At 63.6% G+C, this 22,203-nt stretch carries 26 protein-coding genes; 10 read left to right on the top strand and 16 right to left on the bottom strand.

Features of this window, described 5'->3' with window-relative positions:
• Positions 1-452: 452 nt before the first annotated feature.
• From CK224_RS23655 to CK224_RS23645, 3 genes are all read left to right on the top strand, one after another.
• Positions 453-1,541: a GSU2403 family nucleotidyltransferase fold protein gene (locus CK224_RS23655; RefSeq protein WP_067001056.1), complete on the top strand. Its 1,089-nt coding sequence runs from the start codon at positions 453-455 to the stop codon at positions 1,539-1,541.
• 82 nt (positions 1,542-1,623) lie between these two features.
• Positions 1,624-1,971, top strand: a complete 348-nt coding sequence (locus CK224_RS23650; protein ID WP_127215790.1) for a hypothetical protein — start codon at positions 1,624-1,626, stop codon at positions 1,969-1,971.
• A gap of 243 nt (positions 1,972-2,214) precedes the next feature.
• Positions 2,215-2,427: a hypothetical protein gene (locus CK224_RS23645; RefSeq protein ID WP_095783411.1), complete on the top strand. Its 213-nt coding sequence runs from the start codon at positions 2,215-2,217 to the stop codon at positions 2,425-2,427.
• 94 nt (positions 2,428-2,521) lie between these two features.
• Here the strand turns inward: CK224_RS23645 and CK224_RS23640 are convergent, their stop codons facing one another.
• The 3 genes from CK224_RS23640 to CK224_RS23630 all read right to left on the bottom strand — a co-directional run bounded on the left by CK224_RS23640 (position 2,522) and on the right by CK224_RS23630 (position 3,465).
• Positions 2,522-2,773 carry a DUF2934 domain-containing protein gene (locus CK224_RS23640; protein WP_095778871.1) on the bottom strand — a complete coding sequence of 84 codons (252 nt, stop codon included), beginning with the start codon at positions 2,771-2,773 and terminating at the stop codon, positions 2,522-2,524.
• 108 nt (positions 2,774-2,881) lie between these two features.
• The gene (locus tag CK224_RS23635; protein WP_067001047.1) at positions 2,882-3,091 is read right to left on the bottom strand and encodes a hypothetical protein; all 210 of its coding nucleotides are present in this window, start codon (positions 3,089-3,091) and stop codon (positions 2,882-2,884) included.
• A 74-nt stretch (positions 3,092-3,165) separates the two neighbouring features.
• Positions 3,166-3,465 (bottom strand): DUF1236 domain-containing protein, encoded by a 300-nt coding sequence (locus CK224_RS23630; RefSeq protein WP_067001089.1) that lies wholly within the window; start codon positions 3,463-3,465, stop codon positions 3,166-3,168.
• A 203-nt stretch (positions 3,466-3,668) separates the two neighbouring features.
• Between CK224_RS23630 and CK224_RS23625 the strand changes: the two genes are divergently transcribed.
• On the top strand, positions 3,669-4,022 hold the full coding sequence (locus tag CK224_RS23625; RefSeq protein ID WP_245426151.1) for a DUF982 domain-containing protein: 354 nt from the start codon (positions 3,669-3,671) through the stop codon (positions 4,020-4,022).
• Positions 4,023-4,179: 157 nt separating this feature from the next.
• Here the strand turns inward: CK224_RS23625 and CK224_RS23620 are convergent, their stop codons facing one another.
• Both CK224_RS23620 and CK224_RS23615 read right to left on the bottom strand, forming a co-directional pair.
• Positions 4,180-4,398: a hypothetical protein gene (locus CK224_RS23620; RefSeq protein ID WP_095778872.1), complete on the bottom strand. Its 219-nt coding sequence runs from the start codon at positions 4,396-4,398 to the stop codon at positions 4,180-4,182.
• Positions 4,399-4,658: 260 nt separating this feature from the next.
• Positions 4,659-4,961: a DUF1236 domain-containing protein gene (locus tag CK224_RS23615; protein ID WP_067001081.1), complete on the bottom strand. Its 303-nt coding sequence runs from the start codon at positions 4,959-4,961 to the stop codon at positions 4,659-4,661.
• A 221-nt stretch (positions 4,962-5,182) separates the two neighbouring features.
• Here CK224_RS23615 and CK224_RS23610 point away from each other — a divergent pair, with 221 nt between their 5' ends.
• Positions 5,183-6,067, top strand: a complete 885-nt coding sequence (locus tag CK224_RS23610) for a DUF1236 domain-containing protein (protein ID WP_095783410.1) — start codon at positions 5,183-5,185, stop codon at positions 6,065-6,067.
• Between the two features lie 961 nt (positions 6,068-7,028).
• The gene (locus CK224_RS23600) at positions 7,029-7,376 is read left to right on the top strand and encodes a hypothetical protein (RefSeq protein WP_245426149.1); all 348 of its coding nucleotides are present in this window, start codon (positions 7,029-7,031) and stop codon (positions 7,374-7,376) included.
• A gap of 282 nt (positions 7,377-7,658) precedes the next feature.
• On the opposite strand, the gene CK224_RS23595 is transcribed toward CK224_RS23600, so the two are convergent.
• From CK224_RS23595 to CK224_RS23570, 5 genes are all read right to left on the bottom strand, one after another.
• Positions 7,659-8,066, bottom strand: a complete 408-nt coding sequence (locus CK224_RS23595) for a hypothetical protein (protein WP_095783408.1) — start codon at positions 8,064-8,066, stop codon at positions 7,659-7,661.
• A 740-nt stretch (positions 8,067-8,806) separates the two neighbouring features.
• Positions 8,807-9,748: a hypothetical protein gene (locus CK224_RS31480; RefSeq protein WP_348628406.1), complete on the bottom strand. Its 942-nt coding sequence runs from the start codon at positions 9,746-9,748 to the stop codon at positions 8,807-8,809.
• A gap of 385 nt (positions 9,749-10,133) precedes the next feature.
• The gene (locus CK224_RS23580) at positions 10,134-10,544 is read right to left on the bottom strand and encodes a TadE/TadG family type IV pilus assembly protein (RefSeq protein WP_095783407.1); all 411 of its coding nucleotides are present in this window, start codon (positions 10,542-10,544) and stop codon (positions 10,134-10,136) included.
• Entirely contained in the window at positions 10,534-10,923 is a 390-nt protein-coding gene (locus tag CK224_RS23575) for a TadE/TadG family type IV pilus assembly protein (protein ID WP_245426147.1), read from the bottom strand. Before CK224_RS23575 ends, CK224_RS23580 begins: the two co-directional genes overlap by 11 nt.
• Positions 10,924-10,978: 55 nt before the next feature.
• Positions 10,979-12,205 carry a pilus assembly protein TadG-related protein gene (locus CK224_RS23570; RefSeq protein WP_095783405.1) on the bottom strand — a complete coding sequence of 409 codons (1,227 nt, stop codon included), beginning with the start codon at positions 12,203-12,205 and terminating at the stop codon, positions 10,979-10,981.
• A gap of 279 nt (positions 12,206-12,484) precedes the next feature.
• Here CK224_RS23570 and CK224_RS23565 point away from each other — a divergent pair, with 279 nt between their 5' ends.
• Positions 12,485-13,702 (top strand): TadE/TadG family type IV pilus assembly protein, encoded by a 1,218-nt coding sequence (locus tag CK224_RS23565; RefSeq protein ID WP_095783404.1) that lies wholly within the window; start codon positions 12,485-12,487, stop codon positions 13,700-13,702.
• 24 nt (positions 13,703-13,726) lie between these two features.
• Here CK224_RS23565 and CK224_RS23560 read toward each other — a convergent pair whose 3' ends face one another.
• Complete coding sequence (locus CK224_RS23560) at positions 13,727-13,963, bottom strand: hypothetical protein (protein ID WP_095783403.1); 237 nt, start codon at positions 13,961-13,963, stop codon at positions 13,727-13,729.
• Positions 13,964-14,446: 483 nt separating this feature from the next.
• Here CK224_RS23560 and CK224_RS31675 point away from each other — a divergent pair, with 483 nt between their 5' ends.
• The 3 genes from CK224_RS31675 (at position 14,447) to dinB (ending at position 17,494) form a co-directional block, all read left to right on the top strand.
• Positions 14,447-14,731 carry a hypothetical protein gene (locus CK224_RS31675; protein WP_210199671.1) on the top strand — a complete coding sequence of 95 codons (285 nt, stop codon included), beginning with the start codon at positions 14,447-14,449 and terminating at the stop codon, positions 14,729-14,731.
• A 758-nt stretch (positions 14,732-15,489) separates the two neighbouring features.
• Positions 15,490-15,870 (top strand): cupin domain-containing protein, encoded by a 381-nt coding sequence (locus CK224_RS23550; protein ID WP_095783402.1) that lies wholly within the window; start codon positions 15,490-15,492, stop codon positions 15,868-15,870.
• 361 nt (positions 15,871-16,231) lie between these two features.
• Positions 16,232-17,494, top strand: a complete 1,263-nt coding sequence (dinB, locus tag CK224_RS23545; RefSeq protein ID WP_095783473.1) for a DNA polymerase IV — start codon at positions 16,232-16,234, stop codon at positions 17,492-17,494.
• Between the two features lie 235 nt (positions 17,495-17,729).
• Here the strand turns inward: dinB and CK224_RS23540 are convergent, their stop codons facing one another.
• The 5 genes from CK224_RS23540 to CK224_RS23520 form a co-directional block, all read right to left on the bottom strand.
• Positions 17,730-18,614: an aldose 1-epimerase gene (locus tag CK224_RS23540; protein WP_245426144.1), complete on the bottom strand. Its 885-nt coding sequence runs from the start codon at positions 18,612-18,614 to the stop codon at positions 17,730-17,732.
• The gene (locus CK224_RS23535; RefSeq protein ID WP_095783400.1) at positions 18,601-19,356 is read right to left on the bottom strand and encodes an SDR family oxidoreductase; all 756 of its coding nucleotides are present in this window, start codon (positions 19,354-19,356) and stop codon (positions 18,601-18,603) included. Before CK224_RS23535 ends, CK224_RS23540 begins: the two co-directional genes overlap by 14 nt.
• 10 nt (positions 19,357-19,366) lie before the next feature.
• A complete protein-coding gene (locus CK224_RS23530) occupies positions 19,367-20,098 on the bottom strand; it encodes an ATP-binding cassette domain-containing protein (protein WP_066993169.1) in 732 nt (243 codons plus the stop codon).
• A gap of 3 nt (positions 20,099-20,101) precedes the next feature.
• A complete protein-coding gene (locus CK224_RS23525; RefSeq protein WP_095783472.1) occupies positions 20,102-21,079 on the bottom strand; it encodes an ABC transporter permease in 978 nt (325 codons plus the stop codon).
• Positions 21,080-21,192: 113 nt separating this feature from the next.
• Positions 21,193-22,170: a sugar ABC transporter substrate-binding protein gene (locus CK224_RS23520; RefSeq protein WP_095783399.1), complete on the bottom strand. Its 978-nt coding sequence runs from the start codon at positions 22,168-22,170 to the stop codon at positions 21,193-21,195.
• Positions 22,171-22,203 lie beyond the last annotated feature (33 nt).

Below are 22,203 nucleotides of genomic sequence, written 5' to 3'. Positions count from 1 at the left end.
CAGCGCCGGGTTGGTGAGCGTGTCCTTGTTCGCCGCGATCAGCGGGTCGCCTGCGTGCTTCGCGCGGTCGACGGCGAAGGCGTAGCCGGCCCGCGTTCCTCGAAAAAAGCGGCGGCGGCTTGTCGGTTGGCGCCAAGGAACGCGTTTCCGGAAATGATCGAAGGTAGTGTGCTCGTCCGGCAGCCGTAATCGGCGTAACGGAAGCTGCGCTGCTCCAAGCTTCCAAGCCCGGCCTCAACGCCTTCCAGGTCGAGTCTTCGGGCGTGACGTCGACCGCACCGGGCAAACCGTTTCCCCAATCCGCCGAAGAGTGGCCCATCTCTCCTAGGAGATGCCGGTCGTTATAAGATTTTTACCAGTTTCTTATAACGCTCTTGAAATCTCGCCGAATAAGGCCCAGTTATAAGAAAACTGCAGGTTTCTTATAACGCTGCGCACGCCCGGGGGCGGCCATGAAGACTATCGATCTTGCCTATCGTACCCTCTATGCCGAGCTGGTGCAGCGCAGCCTGGATGCCTCCTTCGAGACCGATTTCTCGACGGCAGGCAATTTCGTGCGCGTGCCGGTGAAAGGCCGCGACTACTGGTATTTCGAAGAGACGCGGCCGCAAAAGTCCAGGCGCTATGTCGGCCCGGCGGAAGATCCCGAGATCGCCAAACGGGTCGCGGCCTTCAAGGAGATCAAGGACGATCTCAGAGCTCGCCGCAAGCTGGTCTCCACGCTGGTTCGCGACGCCGGCCTGGCGGCGCCCGATGCTTTCAGTGGCGACGTCGTCGAGGCGCTGGAAAAGGCCGGGCTCTTTCGCCTGCGCGCGGTGCTCGTCGGCACCGTCGCCTTCCAGACCTATGCAGGGCATCTCGGCGTCAAACTGCCAGGAGCCGCGCTGCAGACCGGCGATGCCGACTTTGCCCAGTTCCATTCCGTCTCGGCCGAAGTCGACGACAGCATGCCGCCGCTCATCGAGGTGCTGAAGGCGGTCGACCCGACATTCCGGGAAATCCCGCACCGAACCGATGCGGGGCGCACGACGCAGTTCGAGAATGCTTCGCGCTACCGCATAGAATTCCTCACTCCGAACCGAGGCAGCGACGAGCATGCTGACCATGCCAGCCCGATGCCGTCGCTGGGCGGCGCCTCGGCCCAGCCCTTGCGCTTCCTCGATTTCCTGATCCGAGACCCGGTGCGGGCAGTGCTGCTCCACCGCTCCGGCGTGCCGGTGCTGGTCCCCTCGCCCGAACGCTTTGCGGCCCACAAGCTGATCGTCGCGGCGCGACGCGCGGGAAGCGCTGCCGCCAAGCGGGAGAAGGACCTGCATCAAGCAAGCCTGCTGGTCGAGGCGCTCGAGACCACGCGTCGGCAAGACGACCTCGCCCATGCCTTCGCGGAAGCGTGGAACCGGGGCGAAGCGTGGCGTGAGGCGCTGCGCAAAGGCTTGCAACTGCTTCAGCCTGACAGGCGCGAGATGGTGGACCTGGTCCTCGGCAGGGCGCTCGACGAAGCGCGCATCGAGCTCGACGGTTTCATGAGACGGTCCAAGTGAGTTATCGTTCAAATTGTACGAAACGTTCTTGACCACTTTTCGTACCTAATGTACGATATTGCCCTTCGTTGAGGGGATGTTCTTGAACACCGCGAACCATGCCGCTTTCGCCGACCTTTCCCGCCCATTGCTCTCGCCTTTGCCGCTCGCCGAGCGCGAACGCCTGGCCGGCGCGTGGCGCATGGCCAGCCAGGACATCGCCGACGACATCCGCTTCATCCGGCAATATCTGAAGGTGATCGCGGAGAAGGACGACCGGCTTTCGACCGGCACGCTGGTGCACGGCCGCGCCTATGTCGAGGCCTGCGCGGCCTGGCTGCCCGAAACGATCGCGCGATATTTGAGGAACCTCAGGCTGATCAGCGAATGCGAGTGCGCGATGACTGCGGCGGGCGTGCGCTTTGCAAAATCGAGCGATGCCTGGGAGTGAGATGTCCTTCCTGCTTCGCGGAGGAATACCACCAAACGCGACGAAACAGAGGGGCGCGAAGGAGCGCGGCGAAACGGTTTCCGCCCGCGCCGGGTGCAGAGAATTCGCTTTTGCAACTTTCGGATGCACCTCGACAAATGTATCGTTTCACACAATTGCCAATTGGTGGACGCGGGCGGGCGGCCGGTAGTTAATTCCTTTCGGGCCAAGGAAGGCATAGTCGCGTACCAGGGAGGAACTCGTTTGATAGACCAGCAAATCGACATCGGCGCACCAGCCGACGATCAGCCTTACGAAGTCACCTCATTCGCCATGAAGCATGGGCTGACGATCCCGATCGCGGACGCGGTGCTTTTTGCCAAGGGTCCGTCGCCGTCGCGGGCGGCCTGCGATACCGCCGCGCTGGCTTTCCTCTGCGCCGTTGCGCAATACGCCAGGAAGCAAGGGAGGCGATAGCCGTTTAGTCTCCACCTCCGCGCCCTATATCTTCGGGCGCGGGCTTGCTACATTTCGATTGTGCGGATGGCAGCGGCGGAACGGCCGCTGGGGGTCAGGCCTTGGCTTTCGGCTTGGCAGGAGCCTTGGCCTTGGCGGGGGCTTTGGCGGGCGTTTCGGCCTTGGCCGACTTCGGCTTGGCGGCGGCCGTCTTTTTGGGCGCGGCCTTGGACTTCGGCTTTACTTCGGCGTCGATCTCGGCGGCCGCCTGGTCCCAGTGCTCCATATGCGCGCCTTCCGGCCGGCCGGCCTGCTCCCAGATCTCGTGCGCCCGCCGGCGAATGCGTTCCTGCCTGTCGTCCGTCACTGTCGCCTCCTTTGAGTGGGGCCGCTCCCCGACGGAAACATTAGCTGAATTTTCCGGTGGCGTCTTGCGCATCGACGCGTAGGTGCCTGAACTTCGGCAGCGATTTCTTCAGTGCACGTCGGAGACGATAGCGACGCCCAGATACGCCGCCTTCTTTGTAATCAACGCGGCCAAATCGGCGTCAGAGCGTTCGGTTCCGGTGCGCCTGCGCAACAGGCCAATCGCTTCCTTCATCGATAAGAGGCCAGTGCGGCGTTCGGCCAGAAGCTGGTCGACCGCCTTTGCACAGTCGACTGATTCGACATGGGGGTGATGCATGGCTGCGACTCCTTCCTAGGAGCCGGCATCCCCCCGCCGGCATGGCGGGAGGATCGGGGCTCGTAAGCGTAAGATCACTCGATGACGTGGATGACCCTGCGTGTACCAGGATCGATCAGGACAGTGCGATCGTTGACCACGGCATATCTGTACTGAACGTCCGGCACCTCCCGCAGCTCGACCGTGTCAGGCACCGTCGAGCCAACGCCCAGTTCCAGCCCCAGTATGTTGACCGAGGCGATCGGGTGCTTGTGGACATATTCCTTGACGACAGTCTGCTGCTCCGGCGTGACGATGATCTGGTCCGCAGCGGCAAAGCCTACGCCGGCGATCAGAGCAAGGCCGGCAACAGCAGGAATAAGGGTGCGTTTCATCATAAGTCTCCTGTTGTGTTGGCGAGCTCCGCCCGCCTCCGCCGTCGCGGAAACCTGGCAGGTCGAACATAGGAGCTCCCGGGGCAAACGCGTGCATTGGGGTCTTGTTCCGTCTGCGGCGCCTAATTGATTGTTGCCGGCGGAACCGCCGGGGCAGCTTCGCATTGTTTGAATTGAATAAATTCGACCAGCAAAGGCCCGCCATGACTGCAGTTCACATCACAAGCGACATGCCGCTCCGCGCGCCGGTGGCGATCGCAGTCGGGGCCGGTTTCAAGCGCGAGATCGCTTCCCTGGCGGCGATGCAGAATTTCCTCAAAGAATGGCCGCCGGAGATGCGCGGCGACTGTTATGCCGCGGCCGTGCAGACCTGCGAGGCAGCGCGGACAGGCGAGAGGAAACTCGGGGAAGCGCGGCAGGCCTTCGTGGCATTCGCTCAGAAGGCCGGCATTCTGTGGACCGGCGTCGACCCCGTCACCGCGCTACGCGAAGCCAAGATCAGACGTCTCAAGGCCAGGAGCATAAGCCAGCAGCGCCGGCAATGGCCGCTGGCGTGACAGGCTGCTGAAGTCCGGGCCTGTAGGATCGGTCTTATCGAACCAAGCATCATCGAAAAAGCCCTCGCGGCCGAAGGCTTTTGTCGCACCAAGCGGCGTAGCGCCGCTCACTGCCGCCCAGTGCTGGACGGCAGCCAGTCGACATCGATGACGGCTGTCAGTTCAGCGAAGCTTCGCACGACTCGGTGAGGAAAGATGCGGCGATCAGATCGTCCGCATCGATGCGTAGGGAGCCATCGCCGCCCCCCATGATGGCCGCGACCTTCTGGAAGGTCTGTATTTCATGTGCGGTGATGTGGGCGTCTTCCATCCTGGCCCGCAACTCGGCGACGCGCATCCCGAGCGAGCGGGATGTTCCGATTTCTCGTTTCGACATGTTAACTAGTCCTCCTCGCCCCTGCCCATGCCTGTTCGCCGCCGCCCGATTCTGCTTTCTGCCACCGGTTTGTGTTGCCTATGAGACAGGTTTGTTTCTGCCACTGGTTTGTGTTGCCCATGAGACAGATTTGACCCAAAGCGCCCAACTTGGGTGTGGGTCAAAGGTTCCGTTAGGATATCGTAAATTAATAATTTTCCGTTAACCGCCCGCCGCCGTGACCGGCGGCGGGCCATCCGTTCGGCCGATTACGCTATCGGTTAATTGAGCACCTTGATGATCTTGCGCGTGCCGGGGTCGACGATCACAGTCCGGTTATCGACCACGACATAGCGATATTTGACGTTCGGCACCTCGTGCAGTTCGACCGTCTCGGGAAGCGTGCTGCCGATGTTCAGCTCGATGCCGGGAACCTTCACCGAAGCCAGCGGCTGCTTTTGCACATATTCCTTGATGACGGTTTCCTGCTCGGGCGCGATCACGACGGTGTCCTGCGCAGCGACGGCGCCAGCGCCGGCGAGAAGCAGGAGGGCCGCGGCGGCGGTGGTGATGTGCATTTTCATGGTCGTCTCCTTTGTGTGGTCAATCGCCTCCTCTGCTGCGCCTGCGATTTCCACAGCCGATCGGCACCGTCCTAACGCCGAGGGCCACGGCTTGTTCCTGCAAAATTCCGCACATCCGCCGGCGTAAGAACGCCGCCGCCGCTTGGCAAAACAATCTCGGAACAATGCCTTCCAAGTCGTGTTTAACCAACGAAGGGACCGACTTTCCGAGGAGAAATCAGATGAAGCATCTTCTGATCACGAGCATGATCGCGCTCGGCGTCGGTTGCGGCGCCGCGATGGCGCAGACCGAGTCCGTGCAGCCGAGCGGCGGCGATAGTTGTGCCGCCGGCCAGGCCGACTGCCCGAAGGGCGGCAAGGCTGGCGAGCAGGCCCAGGGCAAGATGAAGTCTCAGACCGAGCAGAATGCCCAGGGCACCACCAAGATGAAGACTGAGCAGAATGCCCAGGGCGAGGCTGGCGCCAGCACCGAGCAGAACGCCGAGGACAATACGCAGCTGAAGAAGAAGCAGCAGGCGCAGGGCAAGACCGACACCAAGACTGAGCAGAATGCTCAGGGCAGCACCAAGGTGCAGACTGAGCAGAATGCTCAGGACAACACCACGCTGAAGAAGAAACAGCAGGCCCAGGGCAAGACCGGCACCAGCACCGAGCAGAATGCTGACAGCAACACCAAGGTGCAGACCGAGCAGAATGCTCAGGGCAAGACCGGCACCACCGACCAGAACGCCCAGGGCACCACCAAGATGCAGACCGAGCAGAACGCTCAGGGCAAGACCGGTACGACCACCGAGCAGAGCGCTCAGGGCAACGTCCAGACCGACCAGGACAAGACGGCCTCGATCACCAATGTGACGGTCGAGCAGCGGACGCAGATCACGCAGATCATCCGCGAGACCAACGTCCAGCCGGTTCGCGATGTCAGCTTCGACATCTCGGTCGGCGTCGAGGTTCCGCGGCAAAAGATCCGGCTCCATCGCCTGCCGCCCCGCATCGTCAAGATCGTCCCGGCTTATGAAACCTATATGTATTTCGTGCTGGCCGACGGGCGCATCGTGATCGTGGATCCGGACACCTACAAGATCGTCGTGATCCTGGAGGCCTGATCCAGACAGCATTTCAGACAGGAGGCCTGCCGTGCCGCATGGCATGGCGGGCTTTTCTTATGTCGCTTCAGCCGCGGGCGCAAACGCCCCTTCCCGAGGCCGGGGCAGCCCGGTCCAAGCCTTATCGCCCGCCCTCGCCGCAACACAGCCGTCGGACTGAGGTCTGGTATGGGAGGGCATTGGTCCCCCCTCTCGAAACATACAGGCAGTTATCTTGTTGGAGTCATGACTGGCGAGCATAGGTCCCTTCATCGTCGGTTGCTGTTGCACCCGCCGCTACCTGCGATGCGGCGGGTGCTCCTTTTGGGGGTGCTGCATGCAACTCGGAGAGATCATTGCGAATCTGTTCGCCGCCGTTCTTCTGATCTGCGTTGTGGCGCTCGTATTCTTCACAGGCGGCAGGCCACTCTGGCCGGATCGCCAGGCCAAGATGGTCATCCTTCTGCCGCCGGATGCCATGACAACGGGATCAGTCAGGGCGCTGGCGCACGTTCGCCTGCCCGACGCCTTCGATACAAGACTGGTCCAGCCAAGGCCCCAATCTCGATAGCCGGTGGGCCAGCCCATAGCCGGCCGCGACGTGATCCGGCCGAATGGGGGTCAGAGCTAACCCTCCACTTCTTTCGCGGAAAGGCGGAGACGCCGGCCTCCCGCCGATGAAGGGCCGTGCTCGCGGGAGGCACTGCGGCGATCGTCGGAGGGCGTCAGCTCAGCAGCATTGCGGCAGCGGCGAAGACGATGCGCGTTCCAAAAGCAGGCGCAACAAGCCAGCGCGCCTCGTAGACGCTGCCGTCCATTAGCTACTCCTGATCATCGTTCCGCGAGGGAACGGAATCGGCCTCGGCTGGGTTCCTCAGGCGTAGGTCCTTCGGCGGGCCGGAATTAAGACCTATGGCAAGGGGTCTGCGTGAAGTCTTGCGATCCTGGCGGAAAAGGTGCAAGGGTCAAAATGGGTAGAGCAATGGGCGAGATCGTCGAAGACCCTAACTGGTCGCGGCGCTCGGTTGGGCAAATGTATTTTCCGCAGTTTGTTGTGGGAATGACGGCAACGCTTCTGGTGGTTCTCGGCTGGACCTTCATGTCCACCGGGTCCGTCTGGCAGTCGCTTGGCTGGACGTTCCTGGCGGGCGTGGTGCTGCAGGCAGGCTACTTCGTGGCCGTGCTGTGGCTCGTGCAAGCCGAAGGCCGGGCCACGGACGAGAGCAAGGCGAGCGACGCCGGCGCCCCCGCCAAGCTGCCCGGCCCGTTCGAACGCGACGGCATCGTCCATGCGCTGATCTCGCGGCTGTTCCCGAGGCTGCTGCCGTAAGGCGGCTCAGCGTCCGGCCGAAGCCCCACGCCGTCATCGTTGGGCGTAGCGACGCGAAGCGCAACGAAGACCCGAGAACCCACGCTGTGACCTCGTCGAGGAACGCAGCGCGGCAGAATCCTGCACCGTCGTAACGCTCTGAGCTTACGGCCTGCAATCTGCGCCGCGTCGCTTCGGTTCCTGCTCCGCCACAGGATGACGTACCAATCTTGGCCGCGTGCGATCGAGCAATTGAGCGCGTCGCACTGGGCCGGTTCAGGCGACGCGCTGTTGGGCGCACCGTTACTGCGCCGGAGCGACCGTGGCCGAGCGCACCGTCTCCGCGGACGAGAAGACGATGAAGGCAAAGGTCAGCACCGCGGCGGCGACGATCAGCGAGCCGATCGCCACGACCGGCTCGATCTCCGGACGGCCTGCGGCCAGCATCCAGTAGAGCGCCGGCAGCATGATCACGAGGCCAACCGTGTAGAGACCGTAATGGATCATGGCGATGCGGCGCTCGGCCTTGGCCGGATTGAGCGCGTAGTAGCCGCCGAAGATCGCGCTGGTCACCCAGCCGAGAAGGTTGATGTGGGCGTGCGCCGGGAAGGCGCCGTGGTCGCCCGAAATCGCCATCTGCAGCCCGGCGGCTATGCCCAGGATGAGAAAGATGACGGCCGTCTTGAAGAAAAGCTCCGAAACCCGTGGCATTTTGTTGTCCTCCCAATGCCCTGTGAAATCCCTCACCCGCTAAGCTACACACCGCAACGCATATTAGCCACAAGGCAGCGAAGTTTTGGTGTGCATTGCGCACAGCGTCAAGCGAGGCAAAAAGGCCCGCAAGGGTCGGCGCCGGCGGGGCAGCGCTCCCCGGGCCTGCAGTTGTTTTCCCCAATGCAGGGCGGCTCGCAAAAGAAATTGCCCGCTCCCCATTCCAACGCCGGCCATTATATCGTAATACGACATTCATAGCGAGATCTCGGGGGTGGCAACCGGGGGGCCGGGAGCTGACCACACAGCTCCCGGTCAAACTCGTTTTCGGCGCGCCGATTTTCGATTACCCGGTCTGCGTCACCGCCGTCGGTTCTGCCACCGTTTCAAACACGTGGCACAACGCCGACCAAAACCGACGAAAGGTTTCCAGCGGTGCAGACGCCGTGAATTTTTAGCTATTCCTTAACCAATGTTATTCGCTCGGTAGACCCGGCATGTTAACCTTCGGGCGCGGGTAGAAGCCGTCTGACCACCTCGGCTTTTGCTATTTGGGCTCGCCTCAAAGGCGAGCCTTTTTTTGAACTCCGCCTGTGCCTCGGCGTGGGGTTTCTGCTCGCCGCAACCAGAATTCCCCCCTGGCCTCACCTGGAGGTATTGCCGTCAAGCCAAACAAAATGCCGCCGGGTCGCCCCGGCGGCATGCATGCATTCCACTGCGGCAGGTTCGCCGCGTGTGCCTTATGGCGTGGACGTCGCCGCAGCCGCCTGGTCGATCTTGTCGGCCAGCACGTCCTTGGCCCAGTCCGTCACCTCCTGATCGACCGGCTTGTTGGCCATGTCCTGCAGGGCGGCGTCGAGCGTGGCGTCATCGGGCGCAGGGTTAGCGGTCACCGCGGCCTGGGCATCCGTGACCGCCTGGGTGTCAGCGGCGATCGCGGCGTTCTGGGCGTCGATCTGCGCCTGAACGTCGGCAACCTGCGCATCGAAAGCCGCCTTTTCCTCGGCCGTCATGTTGGTCGTGTCGGTTGCATTGAGGTCGGCGAGCTGTTGGGTGAGCGTGCCGAGCTGGGCCTGGTCGGCGGCCAGCTTCGCGTTTGCCGCGTCAAGCTTGGCCTGCGCGTTCTGGGCTACGGCGGCCTGGGTCACATAAGCCTGAATGCCCGCGAACTTCTTGCTCTTGGAATTCATGTAGGCATTGATGTTGCGCTGGAGCGAGTTCAGCCGGCCGAGCTTGGCATGGATGTTCTTTTCCTTCGGCGTCGCAGCCTTAGTGGTATCGTCCGTCGTGTCGTCAGTGTCGTCATCGGTTGCATCGTCGACCTGCGACTTGGCGGCCTTTGCCGATGCCGATTTGCCATGCGAGGCGCCGCTGTTGCTGCTTTGGCCCTTGCCGCCGCCCTTGCCGTTGCCGCCGCCGTTGCCGTTGCCCCCGCCATTGCCATTGCCATTGCCGCCGCCATGGCTGCCGCCATTGCCGTGACCACCGCCATTGCCGCCGGCTCCGGCAAGTGCGGGAGCCGCCGCGAGCGCCAGAATGGCAAGCGAAGCCAAAAGTGTTTTCCGGATTGTCATCATGTTTCTCCGCAGGTGAATCGCCACCAATGCCCAACCGCTAGATCGCGTCATATGAGATTTCCCTAACGGCTTGGAGTAACTTTTAAACAAATTCGGCGGCGGCAAGAGAGTATCCCGAGAAGCAGCTCCGGAAATCCCGCTGAACACCTGTTAACTTGCTGAAATTATTGCGTAAATAAATGGGCTAAGGCCAGGTCCGCCCTCTGGAACAATGAAGGCCCACCCCCCCGTCGGACCATGGGCCCAACGCTATGCGGCCAGCGTCCGTCGAGGAGTACAAGACGCCTGTTTATAAAGGCGATTTTCGGACGTGCGCGGCATCATTTCGGGCAACCGCGCGGGAGCCGTCATGGCACCAGCGCCAGGCGCGCGCTGACAAGGTCTTCTTATCCCGCTTCGCGGCTGATTCCAGATATATAGTTATATATTCTTTCCCGGCATGCCCTGAAGCGTGTCGCAATCTTTCGGCCCACACAGCTTGTTACGTGCTTCAGCTGTTGATCAGCGGCACGGTGACAGTGGTCGAGTAATTGATCGGAAAATCGCTGAAATAGGGAAAGTTGATGACGAAGGCATAGCTGGCGCTGACATGCGCCATCTTGAAGCCGCCGCTCGGCGGGTCGGTGGTGATCGTCACCGTCACGTTCTGCAAGCCGAGCGCCTGTAGTTTCTGCGTCGCGATCGCCTGGATCTGAGCCTGGGTCATCGTCCTGTCGAGCTGCAGCGAGCGCGCCGAGGCCTCGAGCGCATAGCGCACGCTGGACTCGTTGTTCATCGACCAGCCGAAGGCGAAGATGCCGAACAGAAGCATGATCAGGAACGGCACGATGAGGGCGAACTCGATCGCGGCGCCGCCAGAGGCGTTGCCGGCAAACAGCCTGGCTTTTCGCTTAGCGGACACGGACCACCTGTTGATGGCCCAGCGCGCTGTTATGGGGGAAAACGCCGAAGGTGAACGGCGGAATCCAGGTGCCCGACGCCTGGATCTGGACGAAGACCGAAGGCAGCTTCGAGCCCGCGCAGATGGTGGTCGAGGTGACCACGGTCGTTCCGCACTTGTAGGAACGGCTCACCGAAACGGCCGCATCGCCCGGTTTGTTTTGCCAGCTCGCAAGAGCGGCGGCCTGGACGGCGTTGTCGTCGGTTGCGCCGGCCAGCAGCAGGTTCGCCGCCGTCTTCACGCCCGCCCGCATCGCCATCGAGCTGGTGACATAGGACCAGCCATCGGCGATGCCGAACAGGACGGCGCACAGCACCGGCAGCACCAGCGCGAATTCCACTGCGGCTGCGCCGGAGCGATTCTTGCGGAAGCGGATCGCGAATGGCCCCATGCAGCTACTCGACGATCGCAACTGACTGGGCCGCTGGGATGTCCTTTATCCCCAGGCTCGAGCAGTTCTGTTTGATGCTCGTGCTGCCGGACCACTGGATGGTGTCGGCGACAACCTGGGTGCAGCCGCCGCTCCCTGAGAAGTTGCCCAGGTAGCTGACCTGCTGCTTGGGGAAATAGATGGCACCGGTCAAAAGCGAACTCGCGGTACCGTTGAAGGTGCTCGACGCGCTGGTGCCGTTCCTGTCGCCGTAGAACAGCACGCCGGAGTAGGGGCCCGATGTCTGCGCGCTGAGCGTTACGCTGGCGTTGCCGTTCATGCTGACGGTGTTGCTGCCGGACATGAAGATGGTCACGCCGTTTCCGGAGACGACCGCGTTGGCGTTGATCTTCAAAGGGCCCTGGACGACATAGACACCCGGCGAGAGCGTCACGTTCCCTTTGAGGTTCATGCCGCTGCAATAAGTTCCGGGGCCAAGCGTCGGTTTATTGTCGTTGAGACAGGGATTGGTGACCGCTGGCGTCGGCAGGTCAGCGTAAGGATCGGCCGCAGGCAGGGCCTGCGTGATCGGGGCGTTGCAGACCGTTGTCACCGGGTTGTTGAGCGAAACGCCGCCCACAGCCACGAGGCAGTCGGCCTGAAGCGCTGCCGACCCCTGCAGCTTGACGGCATCGGACTGAAGCGAATTCGACATGACCGAGCAGCCCGTCAGCTTGACGCTGGTGTTACCCGAGAAGAGCGCCGCCTGATGGGCTGAGGGATTGAGCGCGAGTACACAGGCCTTGGAAGCGTCGGTGATCAGCGCCACGGCCCGCGCCTGCTCCGGCACCTTGGTCTGCGTGAAGATCGAGGTGAACATCCGGTCGAGGTTCTGGTTGAGGATCACCTCGACCGCCTTCTTGGCCGTGTTCGGCCCCGAGGTGGGCGGCGAGTGGACGGTGATCGTGCCCGTGCCCAAACCGTTCGAGGTAGCCGACTGGGTGGCGGCCGTGGTGATCGCCGCGGTATTGGATCCCTGGATCTTTTCCAGCGCGCCGGCATAGGCGGCGGCGTCCGCCGTCGCCTGCAGCTTCAGGCTCGAATAGTACCAGTAGGACGTCTCGACCCCGAGCCCGGCCCCGCCGACGACGATCGGCAAGGTGAGCGCGAAGATCGTCGCAACATTGCCGCTCTCGCCGCGCCGCAGGCGGCGGGAGACGAACTGTCTGAAAATCCGACCGAATGTGTTCATGGCCGAGCGCGCCCAAGCTATCCCAGCCACCACGTTCAACACCCCGCGATAAACGAATGGCTAATTTTTTTCCTCGACTTGCGATTTTCAGACCCTTGTATGCATACCTACCGCCCTGCGCCGCAGCGACTCAGACTTAGGTCCCAGTCTATATAAGACCTAAGGTCAAGCTGCGGATAAATCAGCGATTTTAGCAATCCGCTGCATTTTATCTTTTTCGGAAATCGGTCGTAGAGGCGGCTGGGCTATTCCTCTGCCGTTTCCGGCAAGGGTGCTGCCATGATCAGACGGTTCTGGGCTTCGACGCGCGGCAATTTCACACTGGCGACCGCTATCGCCATGGTGCCGCTGATGCTGGTCGTGGCTGGCGCCGTCGACGTGGCCGGCACGAGCGATGACGCAGCGCAACTGCAGAACTCGCTGGATGCGGCCGGGCTCGCGGTGGGCACGAAATACCAACCGACCATGTCGGCCGGCGATGTGCGCCAGCTTGGCCTGACTTTCTTCTCAGCCAATATGAGCGTCGCCGACGCCGGCGAATATTCGGGCAGCGTCGGGGCCTTCCAGGCAGCGGCCAGCGGCGATCCGAGCGGCTACACCATCGCCCTGTCGTCGAGCATCAGCCGTGCGGCGTTCATCAGCGGCGCGCCGGCCTGGCAGGCGACCCGCTCCGCCTCGGTCGAGGTCAAACCCGGGGCGCAGGCGTGCGTTCTGGCGCTCGATCCGCATGTCGGCTCCGCCGTCAATATGCAGGGGTCGACCAATGTCGCGATGAACGGCTGCGTGATCGCCGCCAACTCGGACGCGGCCGGCGCCGTCAACCGCGGCGGCTCGGCCGTGGTCAGCGCCGCATGCGTCTCGACGGTCGGCTCGACCTCGGGGTTGACGCCGCCCAATGCAACACTCTCGTGCGGCGCACCGCTCGAAAACCAGTACGCATCTTTCGACCCGCTGGCCAATGTCACCCCGCCCGCCTACGGCATGTGCCAATCCATGCCGAACGGCAAGACGGTCACGCTCTCGCCCGGCACCTATTGCGACAAGACCTGGTCTGGGAAGATCACGCTTAATCCGGGCGTCTACATCCTGCGCAACGTCACCATAAAGCCCGGCGGCAATGGCATCCTCACCGGCCAGGGCGTGACGATCTTCCTGATGGAAGGCTCGCAGCTCTACATCAATGCCAATGAGCAGGTGAACCTCTCGCCGCCGACCAGCGGCCCCTATGCAGGCATCACAATTTTCCAGGCCAAGGGCAACACCGCGGCGCTGACGATCAACGGCGGATCCGGCTCGGTGGTCAGCGGTTTCATCTATGCCCCCGACGCGGCGATCTCCTATGCCGGGAATTCGGACATGAACGCGCAGGGCAATTGCCTGCGGCTGGTCGGCAATACCGTAGGCATGACCGGAAACTCGGCGGTGAAATCGGACTGCGCGGCCGAGCTCGGCAATCGCGAGATGTATGCCGGCAGGATGATCACCCTGGCGAAATAGCGCCGCTCTTCCGTCGAGGGGAAATCAGTACTCGCCGACTATATTGGCGCCCGGCTGTTCGTCGAACAACACCGCGCAGCCGCGCTGCAGCGCCACCTGGCTCAACGCGTTCGCCGCCGCTTCGTCGGATGAGACGAAGTCACCGGTCAAGACGCGCAGTTCCTCGACGGCTCTCGACATCGAAACAAGGCGCCCAGCCGCGCCATCGCTGGCGCAGGCGTCGACGACGCAGAGAAGATCGATCAGTTCGAAGCTGTCCATGGCGGCCTCCGCCCACAGGATCCCTTCGCGGAAGTCAACGGCGTGACGGGCGGCCGGGTTCCGCTCGGAGTGGTGCATCATGATTTGGCGACAGCCTGGGCGGCCCGCGCTGAGATCGAGCGAAGCGGCAGGCAGGGCATAAAAGTACGTCGCGCACGCCTGTGGTCGTTTGGATCGACCGGCAAAAGCGCGGCGAACAGGTTCGCGAATCTCGGCAGACTGCGGGATTGTGGGAGTTGCCCGCCACATCGCAGGAAATGGCGGGCAACTCCACTGTCAAACCGCCGATGAAGGGACGTTACTCGACGGTTGTGCCACAATGAGTTGTGGGCCTACTTGTTTCCAGAAATCGCCCATTCGGACCTCTGCGCTCAAAGGTGCGGCCTCAGGTCCCGCCTGACAAGGGACCGTGGCCCGAAAGCAGGAACATTCCAGCTTTGGCGCCGTTGCCACGACATCCCAATCGGCAGAGGAGAGGAAACCATGGCCGACAGACCTACAGTTGTAAACACCAGCGGCGGGGGCGGCGCCGGCACAGCAGTGGCGATCGTTCTTGCCATCATCGCGATCGTGGCCCTGCTGTTCTTTACCGGCATCATCAATGTCGGTGGCCGCACCGGCGGTGGCGGATCGACGGATGTCAATGTGAAGCTCGATGCGCCGAAGGTCGAGGCGCCCAAGGTGGAGATGCCTGCGGCTCCGTCGACGACGCCGGCACCCGCGCCTGCCGCTCCGGCTCCGGCCCCGGCTCCGGCCAACGGCGGTTGATCCGCCTGGCGCAACCGGTAGGCCGGTTGCGCGTTTATCGAATGGCTACTCCAGCTTCGGCCCGCGCATTCCTCTGGAAGGCGCGGGCCCTTTTTTTCTCGGGCCCTTTTTTCTCGGGCCCTTTTTGTCTCCGGCAGGTCCGCTCAGTCATCCAATTCCATCGGCCGATGGCCCGGCCTTTGATGCCAGACGACCTGGCGGAAGTCCGTCAGTTCGACGACTTGGTCGCAGGTCGGACAGATATAGTTGTCGCAGCACTGGCGAAGCGCCGGCGGAGTGCGGCGCACTGCCCCGACCGGCGGACGGGTTTCCGTTTTTCCTACCTGATGAAGCATCGATTCCTCCCAGTTTTTCTGATTTTTCGAGTATCGCCTTCCACCCGGCTTGGCCTCGCCTATGGCGGTTTCGATGGGCGCGGTGAGCGCGCGCCCGCGAGCGGAAATGAAAATGGACTATCGCGGACGGGGCCTGGCTTTGCCGCGGCACTATTGGCGAAATTCACTTGCCGAGGGTTCACAGGATTCTCCCCAAGGGGCGAGAAACGGGGTGGCCCCTCAACCACCGTCGTGCCAGGCGCAAGGAACAGCAAAACACCGGCAGAGCGTGCTTGCAATAGGGCCTGCGCGGCAAAATCGATTTCGCGCCGCGCCCGGCAATTACATTAGCAATCATTCATTGAAAGGCGTATCAATCCAGCGGCGGTCGCCGACGATCGTGTGTCAGGTCCCGCTTGCAATCCTTGGAAATGGGAGGATGCCATGGCCGAAGCTGCAATGAAGGTCACCAAGCTCGAATCCAAGTCGCACAACAATCCCGACGAGGTTCGCTCGCCCGCCAAGACCCGCGTCGAAGTGGTGCGGCTGCCGGGCTACACGCTCGGGCGGCTCAACATGGAGCCGGGCTGGAAATGGTCCGAATGCGTGAAGCCGGTGGTCAAGACCGACAGCTGCCAGGTCTCGCATGTCGGCTATGTCGTGTCCGGAACAATTACCATACGCATGGACGACGGGACGCAGAAGACCTTCGAGGCCGGCACGTCCTATACCATCCCGCCCGGGCATGACGCCTGGGTGGAAGGCAATGAGCCGTTCCAATGCATCGAGGTGCTGAGCGCCGAGCAATACGCCAAACCGGCCTAGCGGCGGCTGTCGGCGAAGGGACGGCCAGAAGATCGGAGGGGCGGTGCTCCGGCTCGGCCGCACTTCGTCATCCTGGTGTTCGCGCGTCGCTCGGCTCCTGACTTCGTCCTAGCATGACGCAGTTTCGGGCCGCGATCCTTCCCGCCCCTCCCTGGTCTCGCGGTCAACCCGTCAAAGGGGAGCACACCGGCGCAACCGGTCAAAGCCCTTGGTTGTGACGGGTTGCAGATGTTCTCATCCCCAGCTGGCCGGCTTGACAGGAAACTCCTTTTGTTCTCTTTATGTTCACACGCATTACCGCTTACAACAGTCGCTGCTAATGCTGCGATGCCGCAAAGCGGGACGGATGGAGCCGGGAGCGATGCCCGCCACGAACGCCGCTTCAGCCGCTACCATCCTGCATGCCGATCTCGACGCCTTCTACGCCTCGGTCGAGCAACTGCTCGACCCGTCGCTGCGCGGCAAGCCGATCGCGGTCGGCGGCGGCGTGGTGCTTGCCGCCTCCTATGAGGCGAAGATTTTTGGCGTTCGCGGCGGCATGCCCGGCCGCAAGGCGCGCGAGCTCTGTCCGCAGCTCATCTTCGTCGGCGGCCGCTTCGGCGAATACCAGCGTCTCGGCGACGCCGCGATCAAGGTGCTCGACGATTTCACGCCGCTGGTCGAGCGCATCTCGATCGACGAGGCTTTCGCCGATGTCGCCGGCTGCACGCATCTGTTCGGACCGCCGGACGAAATTGCGCGAACCATCCGCCGCCGCGTGAAGAGCGAGCTCGGCCTGCCGATCTCGATCGGCGTGGCCCGGACGAAGCATCTCGCCAAGATCGCCTCGCAGGTGGCCAAGCCCGACGGCTTGGTGGTGGTCGAGCCCGGCACCGAGCTTTCCTTCCTGCACGATTTGCCGGTGTCGCTGATGTGGGGCGTCGGTCCGGCAACCAAAGCGCGGCTCGCCGAGATCGGCGTCGAGACCATCGGGCAATTGGCGCGCACGCATAGCGGCGCGCTGGAGCGGCTGATCGGCCATGCCGCCGGCCAGAAGCTCGCGGCCCTTGCCTGGAACCGCGACCCGCGCCGGCTGGAGACGCATCGCCGCGCCCATTCCGCCGGCGCGCAGTCGGCGCTGGGCCGCAAACCGGCGCTGCCGCGCGTCTTCGTGCCGACGCTCCTGCATCTCGCCGATCGCGTCGCCAGCCGCCTGCGCGCCAAGGACCGGCCCGGCCGCACGGTGACGGTGCGCGTGCGCTTTGCCGACATGCGCGCGGTCACCCGCTCGGTGACGCTGGAGCAACCGATCCAGGCGACGACCATGCTCGCTGACGTCGCGGAAGAGCTGGTCAGAGGCGTGCTCGCCGCTCACCCTGGCGAACGGGAAATCTCGCTGCTGGCGATCTCGGTCTCGCATCTGGAAGAGCATGCCAAGCTGCAGCTCGAACTGCCGCTCGGCCTGGCGGACGAGAAGCTGAAGCCCGGCAGCCGCAAAGGCCTCGCCCGCTTCGGCGCCGACCGCGCCATAGACAAGATCCGCCAGCGCTTCGGCAAGCAGGCCGTCGGCTACGGCACCGTCGCGCTTGAAGCGGCGCGCTCGGTGCCGGATGAATTCAGGGAGCTGGCGGAGAAGGAGCTGTGAGGGAGGTGCTTCGGCATCTGCTCTGCGGCGCTGGAGATTGGCGAAAGCCGACGCGCCGTCCGATCTCCCCCTTGTGGGGAGATGTCGCCGAAGGCGACAGAGGGCGTCGCCGCGCGTGAAGCGCCGGCGTCTTCGGCGACGAAGACAATGCTGGCGATCTATGTGAGACGCCCCTCTCTGGCCTGCCGGCCATCTCCCCCTCAAGGGGGGAGATCACGCGCTCTGGCGGCTGCCCTCAACCCGCCACAGCCCAGTCCAGCCGCATCGCCGCGCTCATCGTTTGCCCATCTTCAAGCACCGTCAGCCCTTCGCCGTGATGCGCATCGACTGGGTGCGAGACCGGCTCGAAGCAGAAGAAGTCGGCGTCGGATGACGGCGAATAGAGGATATAGACGCCGAGCTCCGGCGAGGCGGTGAGCGTGATCCTGATCCCATCCTCGAGCTGCGTGATCGAGGCGCGGCGATTCCAGCCGTCGAAGGCGTTGTTGACCCAGTCCCACGGCAGCGGGATGGAGCGCGAGAAATCCCAGGCCGGGCGCTCGCTCACCGGCACGACGCCGACCGGTAAATGGCGCTCGTCCTCCAGCCAGACGCGCCTGGCCTTGGCCCCGAGCAGGGTTGTGTCGCCGCGCGGGAACCAGGGATGGAAACCGAGGCCGTAAGGCAGGCGCATGCCGGCGCGGTTCTCCACCGTCAGCCGCGCCTGCAGCGCGCCGTCCCGCAGCGCATAGGTCACGGAGGCCGCATAGCGGTAAGGACCGATCGCGCCATCGTCGAGCACCAGATCCGCCTCGGTGTCCGTGCGGCGGGCAAGCCGCCACGGTTTCTGGAAACCGTCGCCGTGGATCGGAAAGGCTTCGCCCGGAACGTTCGGCGCGACGGCGTGGAAGCGGCCGTCGAAAGTGAAGCCGCCGCCGGAGATGCGGTTCGACCACGGCACCAGGAGCTGGCAGCCGGACGTGCCGGTGCCATCGCCGGGCTTCAGCAGCGGAACCGGCGCGCTGCCGATCACCAGCGCGTCATAGCGCGCGATCGCCGCGCCCTTCTCCGGCGCCAGCACCAGCCTCGCCTGCCCGTCGTTCAGCTTGACCGCGCCGGCCATATCCTCACCAGCCGCCATCGATGGCGATGTTCTGGCCGCTGATCATGTCGGAGGCGGGTGAGACGAGGAACAGCACGAGCTCGGCGACGTTCTCAGGCTCGATGCGCGTCTTGAGGCTTTGGTTCTCGAGGATCCAGTCATTGTACTGCTTCAACCGGTCGCCGAAGACGCGCGCCTCCGCCTCCGAGACCACCGCGCCCGGCGACACGGCGTTGACGCGGATACCATGCGGCCCGAGCTCGCGCGCCAGCGACTTGGTGAGCCCGAGCATGGCGCCCTTCGAGGCGACATAGGGCACGTAGCCGTCCCAGCGGCCGTTGAGCGTGATCGAGCAGAAGTTGACGATCTTGCCGTAGCCCTTCGCCTTCATGCCCGGCGCGCAGGCCCGCGCCAGCGCAAAGGCGGCCGAGGAATTGACGCGGATCTGATCCTCATATTCGGCCAGCGAGAACTGCTCGAACGGCCGGTTGATGATCAGCGCCGCGTTGTTGATCAGGATATCGATCCCACCTTCCTTCGCCGCCAGCGCGGCAACGTCCGCTTCCGCCTCGGCCAGCCGGTTGAGATCGCAGCCGACGAAGGCAATATCGCCCCTGGCCTGCCCGGCAAGTCCCGCCACCGTCTGCTCGCCCTCACTAATGTCGGGGCGGTCGAGCACCAGCACGCGCGCGCCGGCCCGCGCCAGCGTCACCGCCTGGGCCCGGCCGAGCGAGCCGAGGCCACCCGTCAGCAACACTTTACGACCAGCGAGCGCCTTCATTGCCTAACCCTCACAGGACAGAATGGACTTCGTCGATCGAGGTGTCGCCGATGCGCTTGTCCAGCACGATCTCGCCGCGCGCCATTGCGACGATGCGGTCGCAGCACTCGAAGACGTGGTGCATGTTGTGACTGATGAAGACGCCCGTCACTCCCTGTTCCTTGAGGCCGCGCACGAAGCCGATCACCTTGTTGGTCTCCTTGACCGAGAGGTGATTGGTCGGCTCGTCGAGGATCATCACCTTCGACTTGAAGTGCATGGCGCGCGCGATCGCGACGCCCTGGCGCTGGCCTCCGGAGAGCTCGCCGACGAGCGCGTCGGGGGAGCGCAGATGCAGGTCGACATTGGCGATGGCGCGCACGCTTTCCTCGGCCATCTTCTTCTGGTCGAGGATGCCGACGCCGAGGATCGAGAACCGGGTCGGCTCACGGCCGATGAACAGGTTGCGGGCGATCGACATGGTGGGGACCATGGAATTGTACTGGTAGATGGTCTCAATGCCGAGATCCATCGCGTCGCGCGGCGTCGCGATGCTGACCTCCCTGCCCTCGACCTTGATCTCGCCCTGGTCGGCCCGATGGACGCCGGACAGGATGTTGATCAAGGTCGACTTGCCGGCGCCGTTGTCGCCGACCAGGCCGAGCGCCTCGCCGCGCTTGAAGTCGAGCGTGACGCCTTTGAGGGCATGCACGCCGGAATACCATTTGTGCAGATCGCGCACAGAGATGATGGCATCGCTCACGGCTCAGCCCTCCATCTTGATGGCCTTGGCGCGCTTGCGCATCCAGGCATTGGCGACGACGGCGAAGATGGTCAGGAAGCCGATGGCGAATTTGAACCAGTTGGCGTCGACATGGCTGAGCACAAGGCCGTTGTCGATGACCCGGATGAGCGTCGTGCCGATGATGCCGCCCATGACGGTGCCGATGCCGCCGGCGAGCGAGGCGCCGCCGATGACGGCGGATGCCACCGCCTGCAGCTCCATCCCCTCGCCGATCGAAGGCAGCGGCGACCCCAACCGCAGCACCTGCAGCATGCCGGCGAAGCCCGAGAGCACCGAGCACAGCATGAAGCAGACGATCTTGACCCTGGTGGTCGGGATGCCCATCGCGGCGGCGGCCGGCAGGAAGCCGCCGGTAGCCTTGATCCAGTTGCCGAAATTGGTGCGCGACAGCATCAGCGAGGTCAGCACCGCGACCGCCACGAACCACAGAAACGACATGCGGAACATGTTGCCCGGCCCGACGAAGGAGGTGAACAGCCAAGTCGGCAGGTCGGCGGGCAACAGCGGCGGAAAGCCGCCGGAAACGACAACGGTGAGCGATCGCGCCATGAACAGCATGCCGAGCGTGGTGATGAAGCTCGGGATGGCGAAGCGGATGGTGACGTAACCGTTGATGAAGCCGATGGCCGCCGAGGCGAGCAGCCCGGCGAGCAGCGCCAGCGGGAACGGCCAGCCCTGCACCATCAGCACCGCCATCGTCATCGGCATCAGCGCGAAGATCGAGCCGACCGACAGGTCGAACTCGCCGCTGATCATCAGGATGGTAACGCCGATGGCGACGAGGCCGGCCTCCGGCAGGATGCCGAGAATGCCGCGCAGATTGTCCTGGTTCAGGAACACGCCGTGAGAGCGGACCTGGAACAGGACAATGAGCAGCACCAGGAGGATCAGCCCGGCCAGTTCCGGCTTCTCGAGATAGGTCTTGAACAGGCGCTTCAAAGAGGGGCTCCGGTATTTGAAGGTGTGAGGCGCATCGGCGTCGCCGTCGGCGCCGATGCTCCAAGGTATGCGACTTGCCAGCGTGGGCAGCATCCGACCGGTCTGCGTTGAGCTTACCGCATGCCCTGCGCGGACAGCGCCATGATCGCATCGGCGTCCTTCTGGCGCACGATGCCCTGCCCCGTGTCGATGTCGGAAGGCGCAAGACCGAGCTTCTTGTTGAGATAGACTTCCATCACCGGCATGAAGCCCTGCATGTAGGGCTGCTGGTCGACCAGCGCCTGGACATAGCCCTTCTGCATCTGCTGCAGCACTTCCGGCACGAGATCGAAGCCGCCGAGCAGGACCTTGCCGGGCGCGACCCCGCGATCGGCCAGCACGCGCGCCACGCCGGCGCACCAGAAGCCGGTGTCGAAATAGGCCGCGGTGTCGGGATGCGCGTTGAGATAGGCGCCGACGCGGTCGGAGGTGATGGCGAGGTCGGTGCCGCTGTCGATGCGCTCCCACGAAACGTCGCGGTCCTTATGAGCGGCCTTGTACTCCTCGAGGAACTGCATGACGCCGGCGCCGCGGGTTTCCGACCAGTTCTGGCCCGGCGCCGAGATGCCGACCAGCACCTTGATCGGACCATCCTTCGGAAAGTTCTCGGAAATCGCCTTGGCGAGCGAGTAGCCGGCTGGCTTGAAGCCCTGGCCGATGAAGGCCTGGCGCGCATTGCCCTTGGCGCCTTCGGTGTCGTCGACATTGACGGCGATCACCACCACGCCGGCGTCGCGGGCCTCCTTGATGACATCGTCGAAGGCATGGTCGTCGACGATGGAGGTGAGCAGCGCGTCGGGCTTGGCGGCAAGGGCCGCGCGCATGTTCGCGACCTGCTGCTCGATCGATCCCTCGGTCTGGGTGAAGACCATGTTGCAGTTGGCCTCGACCTTGGCGCAGCCATCATCGAAACCTTTCTTCACCGCCTGCCAGAATGTGTTCGAGGCCGACGAATGATGGGTGAAGACGATGTTGAGCCCGTCGGCTTTGGCGGCCGATTGCCCGCCGATAAGGGCGGCGCCGAGCAGAAGCATTGCTGTCAGTTTTCTCATGTTTGTTCCTCCCTATGGATCTTAGATGTGCGC

It is taken from the genome of Mesorhizobium sp. WSM3862, from assembly GCF_002294985.1.
Classification (GTDB): Bacteria; Pseudomonadota; Alphaproteobacteria; order Rhizobiales; family Rhizobiaceae; genus Mesorhizobium.
This window is presented reverse-complemented; position numbering and strand designations above follow the sequence as displayed.